At 67.4% G+C, this 19,842-nt stretch carries 14 protein-coding genes; 6 read left to right on the top strand and 8 right to left on the bottom strand.

All coding sequences use genetic code 11. From position 1 onward, the window contains the following. The first annotated feature begins 57 nt into the window (after positions 1–57). Positions 58–6,654 (top strand): Ig-like domain-containing protein, encoded by a 6,597-nt coding sequence (locus tag FDY95_RS06380; RefSeq protein WP_138075912.1) that lies wholly within the window; start codon positions 58–60, stop codon positions 6,652–6,654. A gap of 215 nt (positions 6,655–6,869) precedes the next feature. Here FDY95_RS06380 and sdaAA read toward each other — a convergent pair whose 3' ends face one another. Further along, positions 6,870–7,775: an L-serine ammonia-lyase, iron-sulfur-dependent, subunit alpha gene (sdaAA, locus tag FDY95_RS06375; protein ID WP_138075911.1), complete on the bottom strand. Its 906-nt coding sequence runs from the start codon at positions 7,773–7,775 to the stop codon at positions 6,870–6,872. 204 nt (positions 7,776–7,979) lie between these two features. Beyond that, positions 7,980–9,209, bottom strand: coding sequence for a T9SS type A sorting domain-containing protein (locus FDY95_RS06370; protein ID WP_138075910.1), 1,230 nt, complete (start codon positions 9,207–9,209; stop codon positions 7,980–7,982). A gap of 109 nt (positions 9,210–9,318) precedes the next feature. On the opposite strand from FDY95_RS06370, the gene FDY95_RS06365 reads away from it, so the two are divergent. Continuing rightward, positions 9,319–9,759, top strand: coding sequence for a GNAT family N-acetyltransferase (locus FDY95_RS06365; protein WP_138075909.1), 441 nt, complete (start codon positions 9,319–9,321; stop codon positions 9,757–9,759). Positions 9,760–9,862: 103 nt separating this feature from the next. On the opposite strand, the gene msrB is transcribed toward FDY95_RS06365, so the two are convergent. Both msrB and FDY95_RS06355 read right to left on the bottom strand, forming a co-directional pair. Beyond that, positions 9,863–10,327, bottom strand: a complete 465-nt coding sequence (msrB, locus tag FDY95_RS06360) for a peptide-methionine (R)-S-oxide reductase MsrB (protein ID WP_138075908.1) — start codon at positions 10,325–10,327, stop codon at positions 9,863–9,865. A gap of 79 nt (positions 10,328–10,406) precedes the next feature. After that, the gene (locus tag FDY95_RS06355; RefSeq protein WP_138075907.1) at positions 10,407–11,228 is read right to left on the bottom strand and encodes a M949_RS01915 family surface polysaccharide biosynthesis protein; all 822 of its coding nucleotides are present in this window, start codon (positions 11,226–11,228) and stop codon (positions 10,407–10,409) included. Between the two features lie 168 nt (positions 11,229–11,396). Here FDY95_RS06355 and FDY95_RS06350 point away from each other — a divergent pair, with 168 nt between their 5' ends. After that, positions 11,397–12,914 carry an NAD(P)H-hydrate dehydratase gene (locus tag FDY95_RS06350; RefSeq protein WP_138075906.1) on the top strand — a complete coding sequence of 506 codons (1,518 nt, stop codon included), beginning with the start codon at positions 11,397–11,399 and terminating at the stop codon, positions 12,912–12,914. Between the two features lie 291 nt (positions 12,915–13,205). Here FDY95_RS06350 and FDY95_RS06345 read toward each other — a convergent pair whose 3' ends face one another. From FDY95_RS06345 to pafA, 4 genes are all read right to left on the bottom strand, one after another. Next, the gene (locus tag FDY95_RS06345) at positions 13,206–14,114 is read right to left on the bottom strand and encodes a UbiA prenyltransferase family protein (protein ID WP_138075905.1); all 909 of its coding nucleotides are present in this window, start codon (positions 14,112–14,114) and stop codon (positions 13,206–13,208) included. Positions 14,115–14,351: 237 nt separating this feature from the next. Next, the gene (locus FDY95_RS06340) at positions 14,352–15,035 is read right to left on the bottom strand and encodes a DUF6766 family protein (protein WP_246073944.1); all 684 of its coding nucleotides are present in this window, start codon (positions 15,033–15,035) and stop codon (positions 14,352–14,354) included. A 146-nt stretch (positions 15,036–15,181) separates the two neighbouring features. Continuing rightward, positions 15,182–15,754 (bottom strand): inorganic diphosphatase, encoded by a 573-nt coding sequence (locus tag FDY95_RS06335; RefSeq protein WP_111479776.1) that lies wholly within the window; start codon positions 15,752–15,754, stop codon positions 15,182–15,184. 108 nt (positions 15,755–15,862) lie between these two features. Next, on the bottom strand, positions 15,863–17,590 hold the full coding sequence (pafA, locus tag FDY95_RS06330) for an alkaline phosphatase PafA (RefSeq protein WP_138075904.1): 1,728 nt from the start codon (positions 17,588–17,590) through the stop codon (positions 15,863–15,865). Between the two features lie 210 nt (positions 17,591–17,800). Here pafA and FDY95_RS06325 point away from each other — a divergent pair, with 210 nt between their 5' ends. The 3 genes from FDY95_RS06325 (at position 17,801) to FDY95_RS06315 (ending at position 19,768) form a co-directional block, all read left to right on the top strand. Further along, positions 17,801–18,361, top strand: coding sequence for a transposase (locus FDY95_RS06325; RefSeq protein WP_138075903.1), 561 nt, complete (start codon positions 17,801–17,803; stop codon positions 18,359–18,361). Positions 18,362–18,463: 102 nt separating this feature from the next. Then, positions 18,464–19,192 carry an HAD family hydrolase gene (locus FDY95_RS06320; protein ID WP_138075902.1) on the top strand — a complete coding sequence of 243 codons (729 nt, stop codon included), beginning with the start codon at positions 18,464–18,466 and terminating at the stop codon, positions 19,190–19,192. Positions 19,193–19,342: 150 nt separating this feature from the next. After that, a complete protein-coding gene (locus tag FDY95_RS06315) occupies positions 19,343–19,768 on the top strand; it encodes an HU family DNA-binding protein (RefSeq protein WP_138075901.1) in 426 nt (141 codons plus the stop codon). Positions 19,769–19,842: the final 74 nt, after the last annotated feature.

The following is a 19,842-nucleotide window of genomic DNA, read 5'->3' as shown; positions in this document are numbered from 1 at the left end:
GCCTGCGGGCCCGGGCGGCGCGGTGTTGCCCTTTCCGTTCCCTTTCCCTACCCTGCTATGAAACACGTATTCCCGCGTTCGGCGCGGCCACCCGGTGCCGGGCGCGCCGCCCTGTGGCGGCGCGGCGGCCTGCTCACCCTGCTGGCCGCCCTCTGGGCGCAGCTGGCCTCGGCCCAGACCACGCTCGTCACCGAGTCGTTTGAGGGCGGCTCATTTGGATCGTTCGTCGCCGTCAATGGCGGGCTGACCAACCGCTGGGTGGCCGGTGCCAACGCCGGCAACGGCCCGGCGGCCGGCGGCACGGGCGCCGCCTACATCAGCAACAACCCCGCGACCCTGCCCCACGCCTATTCCACGGGCTCGGCGGCCGTGGCGCACCTGTACCGCGACGTCGCCTTCCCGGCCGGCGAAACGGCCATCCGCTTCTCCTTTGACTGGCGCGGCCTGGGGGAGGGTATCTACGACCACCTGCGCGTGTACCTGGCACCGACCTCGTACGTGCCCGCGGCCGGCACCCTGCCCGCCGGCACTGGCGTGACGCTGCTGCTGACCAACCTGCACACCCAGAGCGCCTACACCACGGCCGACGTGAACCTGTCCGCCAGCCTGGCCGGCACCAGCCAGCGCCTGATCTTCACCTGGACCAACGACGGCAGCGGCGGCGCCCAGCCCCCGGCGGCCATCGACAACGTACTGCTGACCAGCCAGGTACCGACCGGGCTGAGCGGCACTTATACCATCCGGCCCGCCGAGGCGGCCAGCGCCAGCAACTTCCGCAGCCTGACGGCGGCCATCAATACCCTGAACGCCAACGGCGTGGCCGGGCCGGTGACCGTTGAGCTGGCCGCCGGGCTGACCTTGAGCGAAACCCTGCCGGCGCTGACGGCCTCCGGCACCAGCACCCGGCGCATCACCTTCATCCGCACCGGCGCGGGCGCCAACCCAGTGCTGCAAACGGCCGCTGGCACCGAGGCCGGTTTCGACTTGCTCGGCGCCGACTACGTGACCTTCGACGGCATCGACGTGACGGGCGGCGCCAGCTACGGCTACCGGGTGCGCAGCGCCTCGGGCACCAACGGGGCCGTCAGCAACATCATCCGCAACGCCAGCATCACGCTGAGCGGGGCCAGCACCACTATCGGCGTGGTGCAGGTGTCGAACGGGCAGCTGGGCAGCGCCTCGGCCAGCGCAGCCACCGGCCTGAACCAGGGCAACCGCTACCTGAACCTGACCATCACCCGCGCCCAGAGTGGCATCGTGGCCCTGAGCATGGGCGCCACCTGGCCGGAGTACGACCTGGAAATCGGCGGCTGCACCCTGGGCTCGGCCGACGCCAGCGGGCCCATCGGCAACAACGCCACGACGGCCTACGGCATCCGCGCCTTCATGGTGCGCCGCCTGAGCGTACACGACAACCGCGTGCAGAACGTCATCGGCGCCCCGGCCCAGGGCATCTACCTGGAGTACTGCTCGGGCAAGGGCACCAACCTGACCAGCACCACCGACGCCGGCACGGGCAACGACGCCTCCAACGTGTACGGCAACGTGGTGACGGGCATCCGGCAGTTCTACAACCACAGCACACCCTCCTTTGGCCTGTATGTGACTACATACGACAACAACGGGCAGATTCTCAACATCTACAACAACGCCGTGGCCGACGTGACGGCCGCGCCTTACCTCGGCCCGGTCACCATTTCGCGGCTGATTACGGGCTTCTTCCTGGGCACCAGCGGCGGCTACAACAACGAGGCCAACGTGTGGCACAACTCGGTGCGCATCGATGGCTCGGCTTCGCTGAATGCCTCGAATACCTGCTTCGAGCTGGCTAACAGCAGCGTGGCCAAGCTCAACTTCCGCAACAACGTGCTGGCCAACCACACCGGCGCCGGCCAGGGCAAGCACTACTGCTGGCTGACGCCCTACTCCTCGGTGACCACGCCCTTCGGCGGCGCGGGCTCGGTGTCGGATTACAACGACCTGTTCGTGGCCACCGCCGGCAACGGCTTCGTGGGCGCCGCGGGCAACCCGCAGCTCAACAGCGGCACCGTCGACAAGGCCCGCATCGAGGACTGGCGCCCGGCCGTCAACCAGGATCTGCACTCCCTGAGCGTGGATCCGCTGTTTGAATCGGCCACCGCGCTGCGGCCCAGCAACACCCTGCTGAACAACCAGGCCACGCCGCTGGCCGCCGTTACGACGGACCTGACCGGCGCCGTCCGTGGCAGCGCCCCCGACGCGGGCGCCTACGAGTTCAGCCCCGCCGCCCTCGACCTGGCCGTGGATGCCCTGCTCTACCCCACCGCCACCAGCTGCTACAGCCCCACCGACGAGCCCGTATCCGTGCGCCTGCGCAACAACGGCTCGGCGCCCATCACCTTCTCGGCCGCCCAGCCCGTCACCATCACCGTGCAGGTGAGCGGGCCGGTGACGCAGACACTGACCTACACCTTCACCTCGGGCACGCTGGCGGTGGGCAGCCCCTGGCAGGTGGGCCTGCCCGGTCCGCTGCCCATGGCCCAGCCCGGCGTCTACACCTTCAACGTGAGCATCAGCACGCCCGGCGACGCGGTGGCCGGCAACAACACCCTCACGCCCGCCCCCACCCGCACGGTGCTGCCCACGGCCGCCCTGCCCCAGGACGTGAGCTTCACGGGCTACACCGGCGGCAACCTGAGCGCGCCGTTTCCGAATTGGTACGAGGCCACCGGCGCCGCCCTGCCCACTCCGAACGACGGCAACTGGGGCCAGAGTACCACGGCCTTCCCCGGCAACACGGTGGCCCGCATCAACCTCTACACCGTCAACCGCCAGGACTGGCTGGTGGGCCCGAAGGTGGTGGCCACGGCCAGCACGGTGCTGCGCTTCAAGGCCGCCATTGCCGAGTACAACAGCCCCGCCACCACGCCCGACAACACCGGCGGCATGGCCAATGGCACCGACGACGCGCTGCAGGTGCTCGTGTCGACGGACTGCGGCAGCTCGTTCGTGCCGGTCTTCACCATCTCGGCGGCCAACAACAATGTGCCGACCAACGGCGGCGGCTTTGTCGACTTCGTCGTGCCGCTCGACGCCTACGCCGGCCAGCAGATCATCGTGGCCCTGAAAGCCACCGACGGCCCCATCGACAACACGCCCGACTACGACCTGCTGCTCGACGACCTGTTCATTGGCACGCTCACGGCCGACGTGGGCGTGGTGGCCCTGCTCAATCCGCTGACCACCGGCTGCTACTCGGCCGCCGAAAACGTGACGGTGCGGGTGCAGAACTACGGCGCCAGCCCGGTGAGCAACGTGCCGGTGCAGGTGACGGTGGGCGGTCCGGTAACAACCACGCTCACGGCCACCGTGCCCGGGCCCATCCCCGCCAACGGCACCGCCGACGTGGTGCTGGGCCAAGTGAGCCTGACCGCCGCCGGCCTCTACACCTTCGACGCCAGCACCCAGCTGACCGGCGACGTGACGACCGGCAACGACGCGCTGGCCCAGCAGACGCGCCGCCAGAACGGCGTGGCCGTCCTGCCCCAGCAGCTGCCCTTCACCGGCTTTGCCGACAACCTGCCCACGCTCTACCCGGGCTGGTTTGAATCGGTCGATGGGGTGACGCCCGCCAGCTCCGCCTGGACCAGCAACGCCCCGGCCCAGCGCGTGGCCTTCACCGAAACGGCCAAGGTCAACATCTTCAGCAGCGGCCGGTATGCCTTCCTGATCGGGCCGCGCCTGCTGGCCACGGCCACGACCCGGCTGTCGTTCCGCGCCGGCATCACCGATTACAACGTGCTGGCCGCCGACCCCACCGCCATGAGTGGCACCGACGACGTGGTGCGCGTGGGCGTGTCGACAAACTGCGGCGGGAGCTTTTCGCACGTGCTGACCTTCGACGCCAACAACCAGCCGCCTAACAACGGGACGCTCGGCCTTTACGACCTAGACCTTAGCGCCTACGCCGGCCAGGAAATCATCGTGGCGTTCTTCGCCTACTCGGGCGCCGTCAGCAATGCCTCCGACTACGACTTCCACCTCGACGACGTGTACCTGCGCAACGGCGCCAGCCTCGACGTGCGCCCGGTAGCCCTGGCCGCACCGACCGTCGGCGGCTGCTTTTCCGCGGCTGAGCCGGTGCTGCTGACGGTGAAAAACGACGGCGCCAGCCTCCTCGACCTGAGCCTGAACCCCATCACCGTAACGGCCGTGGTAACCGTGCCGGGCGGCAGCACCCGCACCCTCACCAGCACCCTGAACACCGGCACCCTGGCCGCCGGCGCCACCCTCGACGCGGCGGCCGGCACCCTCGACATGAGCGCCACGGGCACCTACTCCTTCGCCCTCACGGCCACTGCCAGCGGCGACGCCAACCCGGCCAACGACCCGCTCGGCACCGCCATTACCCGCACGGTGGCCGGGCCCACGGCCGGGGCCATTTCGCCTAGCAGCACCGGCGTTTGCGAAAACACCAGCGTGCAGCTCACCCTGGCCGGTTCCGCCAACGGGCAGGTGCAGTGGCAGCAGTCGACTGACAACGTGACCTTTACCGACATCAGCGGCGCCAACGGACTGACCTACACCTCGCCGGCCCTGACGGCCAACACCTGGTTCCGGGCCCAGACGCGCTGCCTGAGCCGCGTGGCTACCACCTCGGCCGTGGCCGTGACGGTGGGCACCCCGCGCGTCATCAGCGCCGCCTCGCCGGTGCGCCGCTGCGGTGCGGGCAACGTGGGCCTCTCGGCCAGCCTGAGCGGCGGGGCCGCCGCCCGCTGGTACGACGCGCCCACCGGCGGCACGGTGGTATCGAACAGCAGCTCGTTTATCCTGAGCGTGAGCAGCAGCCGCAGCTACTACGTGGCCGCCGTGGTGACCAACGGCAGCGGCGGGGAGTGCGAAAGCGCCCGCACCGCGGTGCAGGTGCTCATCGACCAGCCGGCTACCGCCGACGCCGGCCCGGCTACGGCCACGGTGTGCGGCGGCGGCAGCTACGCGCTGAGCGGCAGCATCGGCGGCGGGGCCTCCGGCGCCACCTGGACGGCCACCGGCTCGGGCACCTTCACGCCCAATGCCACGGCCCTGAACGCCACCTACCAGCCCTCGGCAGCCGACCGCACGGCCGGCACCGTGACCCTGAAGCTGACCACCGACGCGGCCGGTGCCTGCGGCCCGGCCCAGGACCAGCTGGTGCTGACCCTCGGCGGCACCCTGAGCACCTGGACGGGCGCGGTCAGCAACGACTGGTTTGACGCCGGCAACTGGACCGACTGCGTGCCCGACGCCAACACCGACGCCTACATTGCGGCCGTCGGCGGGCGGCCCAACCCGAGCATCGGCGGCGGCACGGCGGCCGTGCGCCACCTCACGGTAGATGGCACCGGCGGGCTGCTGATGAGCGGGGGCCTGCTGCGCGTGTGGGGCAGCTGGCAGCACTCGGCCGGCAATACCAGCGCGCTGAGTGGCGGCACCGTGCAATTCGACGGCGACGTGAACCAGCCGCTGACCGGCGAGGCGCACTTCACCAACCTGACCATCAACAAAACCAGCGGCGCGGCGCTGCTGCACACCGGCCACATCTTCGTGAGCGGCACGCTGCGCTTTGTGAGCGGCCGCATCTCGGCCGGCACCGACCCGGTGACGCTGGAGCCCGGCGCCCAGCTCGTGGGCGAATCGGAAACGGCGTACGTGGACGGGCGCATCCGTACCACGCTGAACCTGAGCGCCGCCGACGTGGCCAGCACCTGCGCCGGCCTGGGCCTGAAGCTCACGCCCCACGGCAGCACCCTGCCCGGCCTGACCACCGTGCTGCGCAGCACCGGCTTCTACTACAGTCGCTCGGAAGGTCCGATGCGCCTGAGCATCCGCCGCACCTTCGACATCCAGCCGGCCGTGGACCAGAGCCTGAACGTGGATATGGAGCTGCGCTACCTCGACGCGGAGCTGAACGGTCTGAACAAGAACAACCTGACGCTGTTCAGTTCCTCGAACAACGCCACGTCCTGGAACCAGGAGTACCATCAGAGCCACGACACCGGCACCAATACCCTGGTGCAGCGCGGCCTGAGCCACTTCTCCATCTGGACGCTGGCCGAGGGCGCCGGGCCGCTGCCCATCTCGCTGGTCTCGCTCACCGCCCAGGCCCAGGCGGCCGGCACGGTGCTGGTGCGCTGGGAAACGGCCCAGGAGCTCGACGTGCTGCGCTACGAAGTGCAGGTATCCACCGACGGGCGCACGTTCCGCACCATCGGCACGGTGCTGCCCGCCACGCCCACCTCGACCAGCCGCCGCCAGTACAGCTTCGTGGACCGCGACGCCCAGCAGCCCGGCCTGCGCTTCTACCGCCTGCGCCAGCTCGACCTCGACGGCACCGAAGCCCTGTTCGGCCCGCGCACGGTGCAGATTGGCCGGGTGCAAGCAGTACAGTTCAGCGCCCACCCGAACCCGTTCGGCGCGGAAGTGCGCCTGCGCCTGAGCAGCCCCGCGGCTCAGCCCGCCACCACCCTGCACCTGCTCGACGCCCGGGGCCGCGTGGTGCTCACCCGCACCATCGAGGTGCCGGCTGGTACTTCGGAGCTGACGCTAGGCGACTTGCAGCCGCTGCCCGCCGGGCTCTACACCCTACAGCTGACGCTCGACGGCCAGCCGCAGCGCCTGAAGCTGGTGAAGCAGTAGCCTCTTTTGAGCTGCGCATTAAAAAGCCCCGAATCAATTTGATTCGGGGCTTTTTTGCGTCGGTTGCGTTGGTAAAAGTCCGTCATGCTGAGCTTGTCGAAGCATCTCTACCGAACGACGCAACGAAGCAGCAGAGATGCTTCGACAAGCTCAGCATGACGTTCGGCAAGCCAAAATCAGGCTTCCAGACCCAGTCATCTGGTTATGCGACCATCTTACGCTTCCGGCTGGTCGGGCAGGATCTGGATGTCCTGCACCAGCACTTTTTGCTCGATTTGCCGGGCGCGGGGCGTGTTGGCCAGCCCGCCCAGGGCGGTTTCCTTGTAGCGCGTTTCCATACTCTCCCCCACTTCGCCCAGGGCCGCCACGCACTGGTCGACGGGGATGACCGGGTCGACGCCGGCAATGGCAATCTGGGCCGACGAGAAGGCAATGGCCGAGGCCGAGGCGTTGCGCACCACGCAGGGCACTTCCACCAGGCCGGCCACCGGGTCGCACACCAGCCCGAGCATGCACTGAATGGTAATGGCCACGCCGGCGAAGGTTTCTTCTACCGAGCCGCCGAGGCAGTACACAATGGCGGCGGCACCCATGGCGGCAGCCGAGCCGGTTTCGGCCTGGCAGCCGCCCACGGCGCCGGCCAGGGAAGCGTTCTGCTCGATGATCAGGGCCACCCCGGCCGCAATCAGCAGGCCTTCGAGGATGCGGCGGTCCTCAAGCTTGTGCAGCTCCTGCAGGGTGGTGAGGATGCCGGGCAGGATGCCCGAGGCGCCGGCCGTGGGCGCGGCCACAACCCGGCCCATGCAGGAGTTGACTTCCTTGGCCCCGAGGGCGCGGGTGATGAGCATCTTGAACTCGGGCGAGAGGACGGTGACGGGCGAGGCGGCCACTTTCTTGGCGCCGTTCCGGATCATGCCTGAGCGCGAGGTCATGTCTTCGCGCAGGCCGGTCTGCACGGCGTCGCGCATCACGTCGTAGGCGCGCTGCAGGCCGTCCCAGATGTCCTGTTCGGAGCGGCCTTTCTGCTCCATTTCGTAGGTCAGCACGGGCTGCCAGAGGGCCTCGCCGGTGCTGGCGCAGTGCTGCTGCCAGGAGGCAAAATCGGTGAATAACAAAGACATGGCGGGGGTGGAAAAACGGGGAAATGGAACGGAAAGCGCGGCGCTTCCCAGCAGCTTCAAACGTAGACTGGCCGGTGCGGGTGCCGTGCGGGGCCGCGAATTTCGCTAATTCCGCGCCGCCACCGCCGCCCGCCGGAGCTATAAGCACAACCGCCGGACCTGGCAAGCAGATCCGGCGGTCGGAAAACCTGGATGCGCCCGGGTTTAGCGCACCAGCAGCCGTTGCGTCTGGCTGCGGCCGGCGGCCGAGAGGCGCACGGTGTACACGCCCGCCGGCAGGGGCTGGCGCAGCGTGAGCCGCTGCGCGCCAATACCCTGCGGCTGGCCCGGCAGCGGCGTGGCCACCACCCGGCCCAGCACGTCGAGCACCTCCACCGAAGCCACGGCGGCCTGCGGCAGCTGGTAGCTTACCTGCGCGGAGCCGGTGCTGGGATTGGGGTACACGCTCAGGCCGGCGTCGAGACGCTGCGGGGCGGCCACGGCCAATACCCGTTGGTAAGTGTACAGATACCGCTCGTCGTTGACGTAGGCGCCGTTGCGGTACAGCAGGCTAAGCTCCTGGGTGAGGTTGTCATCGGCGTCGTAGGTGCTGATGCCCTGCATAAACGGCTGCCAGGTGGTGGCACTGGCCGCCTTCTCCAGCACGTAGCCGGTGGTCAGCCCGGTAGCGTTGTAGCTGCTGGTGGTGCGGTAGGTATTGACGAAGGCGCCGTTCACGTACTGCTGCTGCACGTCGGTGGTCCGTTGGCCCACCGCGTTGTAGGTGAAGACGTCGCGAATGAATGGGGTGAACGAGGTACCCGCGGCGTCGGCCAGCTCAAAATCGGCCATTGCCACCCGGCCCTGCGTGTCGTAGATGAACACTTCCTGGTCGTCGGCCAGCCACGCCGAGCCGAAGTAGGACTCGTCCAGAATGCGCGTGTTCTGGCCCTGGGTGTTGTAGAAGTAGGTGGTGCGCCCGTACGGCCGCCACGTACCGCTCACGCGCAGGGCCGTAATTTCCTGCTGCAAGCGTCCCTGCAAGTCGTAGGCGTAGTTGACGGTCAGCGTCGGGGTAGTGTTCAGCACCCCACTGGTGTACACGTAGGTCGTATCCGACAGCAGCTTGCTGGAGGCGTTGTAGCGGTAGTTTTGCTGCCGCAGCGGCCGCAGTGCCGCGCCGCGGGTGGGCGCGTTTTCGCGCAGCTGGCGCATGGGCAGGCCCGCCGCGTTGAAGCTGGAGTTGGTGAAGCGCAGCGTGTCCAGCCAGGCCCCGCCGCGGTACTGCTGCTTCAGAACGGTAGTGAGCCGGAAGTTGGGGTTGCTGGTAAGTCGCTGCGCGGCCGGAGCCGCGGCGGGCGGGCGCGCGATGTGCCGTTGAGCAGTTGGGGTTTGGGCCAGGGCCGAACCGGCCAGGGTACCAAGGAGCAGCGCCGGGAGTAGCAGTGCCTTCATGAAAGTGAGGTGGGAGAATGAAAAATGGGGTTTTCAAATATAACGCTTCCCAATCTGCCCGTTTGCCATCCGATTAATGACAGTACTTTGCCCGACCGTTTCGTCCATCATGTCTCCCGAGCAGTTCACCCTCAGCACCGACCCGGCCCGCCTCGACGTGGCCCTGATCCACGACTTCCTGAGCAACCACTCGTACTGGGCGCCCGGCATCGGCCGCGAGCTGGTGGAGCGCAGCATCCGGAACTCGCTGTGCTTCGGCCTCTACGCCCCCGATGGCCGGCAGGCCGGCTTCGCCCGCGTCATCTCCGACCGGGCCACCTTCGCCTACCTCTGCGACGTGTTCGTGCTGGAAGAATTCCGGGGCCAGGGCCTGGGCAAGCAGCTGATGCAGTTCATCAGCGACTACCCTGAGCTGCAGGGCCTGCGCCGTTGGATGCTCGCCACCCGCGACGCGCACTCGCTCTACGCGCAGTTCGGCTTCGCGCCACTGGCCAACCCGCCGCGCTTCATGGAAAACGCCAAGCTCGACCCGTACCGCCCGCCCCAGTAAAACCACTGATGGGGACGAAGTCTCGGCCAATAAACATAAAAAAGCCGCCGCGGGCCGTTCGGAAACGAGCCGCGGCGGCAGCATGCCAGCGTGCCTTGGATGCTTAGCGCTGCACTTTCGCGTCTTCGGCCACCAGCTTCAGCGAGGCCGAATTGATGCAGAAGCGCAGGCCGGAGGGGCGCGGGCCGTCGGGGAAGACGTGGCCCTGGTGGGCGTCGCATACGTTGCAAAGCACTTCCACGCGCACCATGCCGAAGCTGCTGTCCTTCTTGTACTTCACCACGTTGTCCTTCACCGGCTCGGTGAAGCTCGGCCAGCCCGTGCCCGATTCAAACTTGGTGCGCGAGTCGTAGGCGGGCGTGCCGCAGCACACGCAGGCGTAGAGGCCCGGGTCGTGGGCTTCGCAGTACTCGCCGGTGCCGGGGCGCTCGGTGCCGTGCTGGCGGGTCACGTAGTATTGCTCGTCGGTGAGCTGCTGGCGCCACTCAGCATCGGTTTTCTCGACGCGGTGGTCGGGGGCGGGGGTGCCGTTGTTGGCTTCGCGGATGACGTCGGCCCAGGTGAGCATATCGGAGTTGGTTTGGTTCAGAGTTGAAGACAGAATAGTTAGCAACGGTTTCGGGGGGCCGGCGGTTTAGGCAGCGGCCTTACTCGTCCCCGTCGTCGGTGCCAGGCTCCAGGTCGCGAGGTACCCAACGGCGCCATTGGCCCCGGGCAAAACCAAGAAATGCCCGGGGCGCCTTGCGAAAATCCTTTTCATTGTAGTAGCGGCCAGCCTGCAGCTGGTAGCCGTTGGGAGCATCGAACTGTGCCTGGCTGATCGTATCCATGCAACAGGCATTGGCTGGTACCAGCTGAGCTGCCGGCAGGGAATCGGGCACCACCATAAAGCCGCGCAGGGCGTATTTGGCCTTGCCCTCGTGCATGATGAGCTTCATCTGGGATGGGCTCACGTCGCTGCGGCAGGTAAGCTTGTAGACGAGCGTGGTTTCGGTGGTGCCGTCCCGGTCGAGGTCGGTGACGCGGGTGGAGCCGGGCAGCAGCCCCAGGCCCATGTCGAAGGGGCAGTTGCGCACCGCGTCCTGCAGCCGCCACAGCTCCCGGTATGGCCCCCCGGGCGCACGCACGTACTGGCGGACGAACAGCTCCACGTAGCTTTCCTCGTCGGTGTACTTAGTGGTGCGCTCGGCGGCCGGCGCGGTGCGGTATACCACCAGCAGGTTTTCGCCGGCCACATCGGTCCAGCGCCGGGCCTCCAGCAGCTTGCCGGGCAGCTTTTCCAGCGGCGGCAGCTGCCCGGCCGCCAGCGAGTCGACGGCGCCGGTCCAGGCTGCGGGCGCAGCCCGGTCGGTACCAGTGGCTGGAGCGGCCGGGCCCGTGGCGGCCGGGAGCCGGCTGGTTTTGGGGTCCGACTGGCAGGCGGCCAACACGCCCAGCAGCACTATCGAAACGCGGATTGTTCGTAGCATACGGGGCAAACGTACGCTTTGCGCTCCTTGCAGGATGCACCGATGCCAAGCCACGCCACCCCCGGTGGCAGCTGCCGCCGGACGTTGGCCGACTGCCTTCGGCTCCGCCGGACATCAATCGTCCCCAAAATCCGTGTAATTCGGAACACTCGTCTAAATCCGCGCTCCATGAAGCTCCTCACCGCCGCCCAGACCCGCCAGGCCGACGCCGCCACCCTCAAAGACGAAGGCATCCGTTCGGTGGCGCTGATGGAGCGCGCCGCCACTGCCTTCACCGACTGGCTCACGGCCCGCCTTGCTCCCGCCGATGCCGGGGAAATCCTGGTGCTCTGCGGCCCCGGCAACAACGGCGGCGACGGGCTGGTGGCCGCCCGCCTGCTGCACCAGCGCGGCTACCGCGTGCAAGTGGGCCTGCTGCCGGCCGACAAGCACTCCGCCGACTTTGAGCACAACCGCCAGCGCCTGCCCGCCGAGGTACCCGTGGCCGACTGGCAGCCGCAGAAGCTGCCGCCCATCGAGCCCGGCACGGTGATTATCGACGCGCTGTTCGGCACCGGGCTGAGCCGGCCGCTGGAGGGCGCCGCCGCGGCTTTGGTGCAGCACCTGAACGCCGCCCGGGCCCGCGTGGTGAGCATCGACCTGCCCTCCGGCCTCTTCGCCGACGCGCCCCAGCCCCCGGACAGCCCGGTGGTGGAGGCCCGGCACACCATCACGTTTGAGCTGCCCAAGCTGGCCTTGCTGCTGCCTCAGAACGCCCGCTACGTGGGCCGCTGGCAGGCGCTGCCCATAGGATTGAGCCCGCAGTTTCTGGCCGAAGTCGACGCCGACCTGCACCTGGTGGACGCCGCGCTGCTGGCGGGTCGGCTGCCGGCGCGGCCGACGTTTGCCCACAAGGGCACCTTCGGGCACGCGCTGCTGCTGGCCGGCAGCAAGGGCAAGCTGGGCGCGGCTGTGCTGGCCGCCCGCAGCTGCCTGCGCGGGGGCGTGGGTCTGCTCACGGTGCAGGTGCCCGCCGTGGGCTATGCGGTGCTGCAGACCGCCGTGCCCGAGGCCATGTGCCTGGTCGACCCCGAGAAAAACCACCTGAGCGAGCTGCCCGAGCTGGCGCCCTACAATGCCGTGGGTATGGGCCCCGGCATCGGGCAGGACGACGACACCCGCGCCGCGCTGGAAGACCTGCTCGGCACCGCCCGCGTGCCGCTGGTGCTCGATGCCGACGCGCTGAACCTGCTCGGCGCCAACCGCGCCCTGCTCGACCTGCTGCCGCCCGATACCCTGCTCACGCCCCACCCCAAGGAGTTTGAGCGCCTGACCGAGCCCGCCCGCGACGACTACCACCGCCTGCAGCTGCTGCGCGACTTCGCCCGCCAGTACCGCTGCTACGTGGTGCTGAAGGGCGCCTACTCCTGCCTAGCCGCCCCCGACGGGCAGCTCTACTTCAATACCACCGGCAACCCCGGCCTGGCCACCGGCGGCAGCGGCGACGTGCTCACCGGCCTCTGCCTGGCCCTGCGCGCCGACAAGCGCCTCGCCCCGCTCGATGCCGCCCTGCTGGCCGTCTACGCCCACGGCCGCGGCGCCGACCTGGCCGCCGCCCACACCGGCCAGGCCGGCCTCATTGCCGGCGACCTGCCCCGCTACATCGGCCAAGCTCTGCAGGAGCTGACAACGGAGGCGGACTTCTGATGTATGGAGAACCAGATGAAGAAGAGACGTCATCCTGAGGCGTAGCCGAAGGACTCTCCTCGTACCTTGTACCAACGGAAAAGCGCAGCCGCTAACGGCCTATCGTTCGGGCTACGGGGCCGCGCTTCGCCGTTACTTCGGTTATCAAAAAAAGCATCTGCACTTCGTAGGTAGCGGCGGTGCGGGGTTCGAGGAAGGTCCTTCGGCTACGCCCCAGGATGACGTGCTTTTCCACTCACTCACTCACTCACTCACTCACTCACTCACTCACTCACTCACTCACTCACTCACTCACACCATAACCGCCAGCATCAGCGCGGCGGCCTGCACCAGCAGCACGCCGTCGGCGAGCAGGGCGAAGTAATAATCGGAGCGCGTTTCGTTGGCGAACCAGACGACCAGGGCGGTGAGCAGAGCGGGCAGCAGGAGTACCAATTGGCCGGCCGGGCTGAGCGTGGGCAGGCCCAGTACCACCGAAGCCAGGGTGCAGGCCAGCGCCAGCCAGCGGCCGCCCTGGTAGCCCAGCAGCCCGGGCAGGGTGAGCGGGCCGTGGCGCCGGTCGCGCTGGTAGTCGCGCAGATCGAACACCAGCGCAATGGCCAGGATAAAGCAGAAGCGGCGGGCAAAGAGCAGCAGCACCGGCCCGGCGCTGAGCGGCAGGCCCAGGCAGAGCGCGGGCAGCCACACCGTCACGCTCGACCACACGTAGGCAATCAGAAACGTCTTCAGGCCGGGCCAGTCGCGCAGGCCGCGGCGGCGGCCGCCGGGCTCCTTGGGCGGCAGCACCGGCCACGAATACGCCAACGACAGCAGTGCCAGGTGAGCCAGAAAGCCCGTCAGCGGTAAGGTGAACGGGCTCAGCAGGTAGAGCCCCGCCAGCGCCAGCGCCGACAGCAGCACCAGCGTCAGCAGCAGCACGCGGTGCTGCACGATCCAGCGGCGGCGCGGCGGCACGTTGGGCGGCAGGCGCTGGTTGTGGCGGCGGGCGCCGTTGAGGTTGTACACGAACAGCGTGGCGGCCAGCACCAGCGCCGGCACCTCCCAAGGCAAGGGCCGCCGCCAGTAGTGCGCCGACGACACCGTCAGCAACGCCGCCGCCCCGGCCAGCAGCCCGTTGCTGTAGAGCACGGCATCGAGCAGCGCCTGCGCCCAGTGGGCCAGGCGCGAGGTAGCAGGATGGGAAACGGCGGGCTCGGCCATGCGCAACAACGTCGGGCCCAACGTCGGGCCCGGTTCAACGCCGCAAAATACGCCGCCTCGCTGTAGAGACGCGTCCCTTCGCGTCTCGTCGTTGAACGATTATGACCGAATAGCCAACGCCACTCTGACAGCCCACCATCAACACCCACGCGCGGAGTAGGCGCGCCGACGCTAGCAAAACAGCGTCAACAATCGAAGACCAGCGCAGCCAACGGGGCAACGCGTTGGGCCAGGTTGCTACTTGCCCGTCTCGCCATGTGGCGCATCCACCGGCTTCGACTCGGGGGAGCCGTGCTGCCGCAGCCAGATGCTGAGCACCACAATGCTCACGATGCTCAGAAACTCGCTCTGCCAGTTCTGCAGCGACTCGAACCAGAAGCGCGAGGTGGCCATGTAGCCCAGCAGGTCCACCGGAGGCTTGCCGTTGGCCTGCTGCTCAATATTATAGACCTCCGTGCCGCCGAGCCCGTGCAGGAAAAAGGCGCCTAGAAACAGCAGGAAGAAGGCAATGCTCAGGGAGTTTCGGTACAGCCAGAGCACCGCCCCACCCTGCCGCACCGGCCAGGGCGCGTCAGGCTTGCTGGCGTCGGGCTCCCGGTCTACGTCTTCGGCTTCGTCGAGCTTCTTGGATTCGGCGGAGCCTTTCTGGCGCAGGCTCACCGTCAGCACTACGTACAGGGCCATCTGCAGAAATTCGCTTTCCCAGTTCTCGAACGTGGCCTCCACCCAGTGTCCGGAGGTGACGTACTCGCCCAGGCTCAACTCCGGCAGGTGCAGGTCCTGTAGTTCAATGTTGTAGTCGTGCCAGCCGGTGAGCGTCTGTCCGCCCAGGGTCAGCAGCACCATCGCGGTGATGACCAGCGAGAGGCCGTTCTGGTAGAGGAAGCGCCGCAGCGGCGTCTTAGGCGTGTGTTGGGTCATGGGCGTGGGAAAATCCTGCGCCGTTCTACGCCCCGGCCCGCCGAAGGTGGGGCCGCCCGCCCACCAACCCAACAAAAAAGCCCCGACTGCGGGGCAGTCGGGGCTTTTTCAGTAGTAACCCGGAGCGGGTGCGTACTTACCCGGGCCTACAGCATGGAGAGCTGGGCCTGGTGGTTGTTGGGGTGGCGGAACGTCTCGTCGTAGAGGTCGATGCTGTTCTGCACGATTTTGTAGGCATCCTCGCGGCCCATAAACTTCTCTACCACCACCTGCTTGTTTTCCAGGGCTTTGTAGTCCTCGAAGAACTTGCGCATCTCGCGCAGGGTGTGCGGGGGCAGCTCCGAAATGTCGTTGTAGTGGTTCATCGACACGTCGTTGGCGGCCACGGCAATGATTTTGTCGTCCTCCTCGTTGTTGTCAATCATCTGCATCACGCCGATGACCTTGGCCTCGATCAGGCACATGGGCACCACGTCTACCGAGCAGAGCACCAGCACGTCCAGCGGGTCCTTGTCGTCGCAGTAGGTCTGCGGGATGAAGCCGTAGGCGGCGGGGTAGTGCACGGCCGAGAACAGCACGCGGTCCAGCTTGAGCAGGCCGCTGTCCTTGTCCAGCTCGTACTTGCCCTTCGAGCCTTTCGGAATTTCGATGATGGCATTGACAATGCCGGGAGCCTTGGAACCGTAGTTAACGTCGTGCCAGGGGTTGAAATGAGCCATTGTGGTAACTGCGGGCTGCCGGTTCGCACGCGAAGGCAGCGCGGGTAAAAGAAGATGAAGTGAAGTCAGTGGAGGCCCGGAAAAACCACCTGCGGAGCCAGAACGCCGCTATTTTTTCTTGGTCAGCACGTCCTGCAGGGGTTGCCCGGTGCAGCCGTCGGGCTCCTGAATATGAAGGAACCGGGCTACCGTCGGTGCAATATCGGTAATCCGCGCCGGAAATGCCGACTCGCCCTGCGGCACGCGCCAGCCCCAGAACAGCAGCGGTACGTGGGTATCATACGCACCCGACGAGCCGTGGGTGGTGCCCTTGTTCACCGGGTAGGCGTACGACTCCAGCCAGCCGGGCTCCATCACCACCATCACGTCGCCCGAGCGACTGGGCAGGTAGCCGTTTTCCAGGTACATCAGCAAGCCGCTCTCCCAGTGCGACTTCTGCAAATCGGTGGCGGCAATGGCCCGCGACACGCCGGTAAACTGCACTGCCAGCTCCACCACCGCCTGCTGCACCTGGTAGAGGTCGAGCTTCTTTTGGGCGATGAGCGGGCGGTTCAGGTACACCTGCTGGTTTTCGTAGCTGAGCACCCACTGGCCGGGGCCGAGGCGGCGCACCAGCCGGGCCTGCAGCGAGTCGCGCCAGAGCCGGGGGCCTACCGAGCCGGCCGGAATGCGCTGGCTCTTGAGAAACTCCGGCGAGTGGGCCGCGCCGTGGTCGGCCGAGAGGAACACCAGGCTCTGGCCCTTGCCCACGGTCTGGTCCAGCGCCTTGAGCAGGCGGGCAATGTCGCGGTCGAGGCGCAGGTAGGTGTCCTCGGTTTCGATGGCGTTCGGCCCGAACTGGTGCCCCACGTAGTCGGTGCTGCTGAAGCTCAGGGCCAGGAAGTCGGTTTGTCCGCGCTGGCCGAGCTGCTCGGCCCGGATAGCTTCGAGGGCGAAGTCCAGGGTGAGCGTGTTGCCGAAGGGCGTGGAGCGGATGACGTCGAGGTTGGCCGCGGCGGCCGTGGCCGGGGCTTCGCCGCCGGTGGGCGCGGGCGCGGGGGCCTGGGCCGGCGCCACGCCGCTGAGCACCGGCAGGTTGTGCGGAAACACCGGCTTCTGCTCGCCGCGGAAGGCCGCTTCCCAGGCCACGTCGTCGGCGGTGCTTTCGGTGTAGGCGGCCAGCGGCAGCAGCGGCTCCCAGGGCTTGCTCAGGTACTGCTGCGGCAGCTTGCGGGCGTTGAACTGCTGCACCCACTCGGGCAGCTGCGAAGTGTAGAAAGTGCTGGTGATGAAGGCGCCGTTGGCGTTGTCGAACCAGTAGGCGGCCGAGGCGGCGTGGCCCGCCGGCAGAATGGAGCCGCGGTCCTTGATGCACACGCCGATGGTCTTGGCCTGAAAATTCGTGGCCAGGCGCAGCTCGTCGGTGATGGTGGTCGTCAGCATGTGGCGCGGCGACATCTGCCCGGCCGCCGCCGTGCCGCCCACGGCCTGCACGGTGTTGTCCTCGGTCACGTAGGTGGCCTTGCCGGCCTCGCGCACCAGCCAGTTGTTGCCGATGATGCCGTGGGTGCTGGGCGTGGTGCCGGTGTAGATGCTGGCGTGGCCCGGCCCGGTGTAGGTGGGCACGTAGTTGTAGTGGCAGTTCTCGAAGCTGAACCCTTCGCCGAGCAGGCGGCGGAAGCCGTCCGCGCCGTACTTGTTCCAGTAGCGGTAGAGGTAGTCGTAGCGCATCTGGTCCACCACAATGCCCACCACCAGCTTGGGGCGGGGCAGGGGCTTGGTTTTCTGGGCCGAAGCCGCCGGGCCGCTCAGCAGGGCGGCGGCGGCCAGCAGGCCCGTCAGGAAGGTATTTCGCATAATCGGAACGGTGGTAAGCGGGCCTCGAGGAGCTGACAGTCAATCGGGGCCGCCAAAGTTACGGCCCAAACCCGCAACCGTGTAGAGACGCAACCCATCGCGTCTCAATCGTTGCTGAGGTTGTTATCGTTGATTAGCTTGAAGTCAGCTAACAACTTACCATCCTCCGACGCGGCGCTATGGCTTGCGGCGCTACATTATTTTTCTGCTATGCTTAGTGACGAGTTATTTCAGGGGCGCTACCGTGTCCCCTCTACCCGGCTGGCCGGTTATGATTACGGGCAGAGCGGGGCCTATTTCGTAACCATCTGTACGCAAGGCCGGCAGCCCCACTTCGGCACGGTAGAAGTGCCCGGCCACGACTGGGCAGCCGCTATTGTACGCCCCACTCCGCTGGGCAAGCGGGTCTTGACGGGCTGGGCCAGCATTCCGCAGTTCGCACCGTTTGCCACGCTGGATGCTTTCGTGCTGATGCCCGACCACCTACACGGCGTGTTGCTGTTTGACAAACCGACGCCCGACGACACGCCGTTGCCGTATGCCAACCGCTTCGGCCCACAGCGCGAGAACCTGGCCTCCGTGCTGCGCGGCTTTAAATCCGGCGTAACCACCTTTGCCCGTATGCACGGCCTGCCGTTTCAGTGGCAGGCCCGCTTCCACGACCGTATAATCCGCTCGGCCCACGAACTGACCCGTATCCGTCACTATATCGTCACCAACCCCAGCCGCTGGGAAAAGGAATGGGACAACGGCGAAGGCCTATACCGGTAGAGACGCGACCTATCGCGTCTCGTCGTTAAACGGTCATCGTTCCGTTGTCGCCGTTCAACGATTGAGACGCGATGGGTCGCGCCTCTACATAATCCGCCCGCCATGCCCCTCGCTGCTTCCGACCACGCCCTCATCTTCGACATGGACGGCGTGCTCATCGACAATACCCGCTACCAGGCCCGCGCCTTCCAGCTGCTGTTCCGCGAGCTGGGCCTGACCACCAAAGCCCTGCCCCTGCTGCGGCGGCTCAACGGGATGCCCGCCACCACCATCCTCAAAACTGTCTTCCGAAGCCCGGTGCCCGATAAGGAGCTGAAGCAGTACGCCGACCGCCGCGAATTCCTCTACCGGGTGCTCTACTGGGACAAGCGCCGGGAGCTGGCCGGTCTCACCCGGTTTCTCGAAGCGGCCCGCGCCGCCGGCTTCCGACTGGCCCTGGGCACCGGCTCGGGTGCCGAAACCATCGGCTACATCGTCGACCACCTCGACCTGCGCCGCCACTTCGACGTCATCGTCGGCAAGGACGACGTGGACCGGGGCAAGCCCCACGCCGACACCTTCGCCGTGGCGGCCCGCAAGCTGGGCATGCCGCCGGAGCGCTGCGTGGTCTTCGAAGACGCCCTGCTGGGCGAGCAGGCGGCCTACCGGGGCGGGATGCGCTGCGTAGCCGTCGGCACTACGCTGGCGGCCCGGCAGTTTCAGGCGCCGATGATGGTCATCAAGGACTTCACCCAGCTCACGCCCGCGCTGGTGCTGGCGCTGCTGGAGGCCCACCCGAAGGCGCCCCGGCCCAGCCAGGAGCTGGCCCGGCGCCAGTACATGCACCGGTAGCGGGGGCCGCCCGCGCCGGCCAGCGCGCATCGCATATGTCGTCGGGGCGCGGCGGCGGGCCGGGGTGGGTCTTACAAAAAAGATGAGCGGCTTCCCTCATCTGTTGCGAATCACCTTATATTACTAGCCTCATTTTACCATTCTTCTCGTATGCCTATCGAATACAGCCTGGTGCAGCGCGGCCTGCCCGGCACTACTACCGGCCCCAAAAAGTGGTACGCCAGCGTCCGCTCCCGCGGCGTCACGACCGAGCGCGGCATGGCCGACAAAATCAGCCGCAGCACCTCCCTCAGCTCTTCCGACGTGAAGGCGGCGCTGGAGTCGTTGCTGCAGGAAATTCCCCGCGAGCTGGCCGAGGGCCAAATCGTGCAGCTCGGCGACCTGGGCTCGTTCCGCGTCACGCTGCAAAGCGACGGCACCGATACGGAATCGGCCTTTACGGCCGCCCAGATTCGCAAGATCAAGGTCAACTTCGTGCCCAGCGCCCTGTTCGAACAGCTACTGGGGCAGGCCGTGCTGCGCCGCGTAGAAGCGGCCGTGCCGGCCGCCGAGCGCAAAGCCGCGAAGAAGGGCTGACGCTCGTGCGCATGAGCAAGCCCGCTCGTGCGCACTACCATGCTGCCTCATGCGCACGAGCCAGCTCGCTCGTG

Source organism: Hymenobacter jeollabukensis (assembly GCF_005771675.1).
GTDB lineage: Bacteria > Bacteroidota > Bacteroidia > Cytophagales > Hymenobacteraceae > Solirubrum > Solirubrum jeollabukense.
This window is presented reverse-complemented; position numbering and strand designations above follow the sequence as displayed.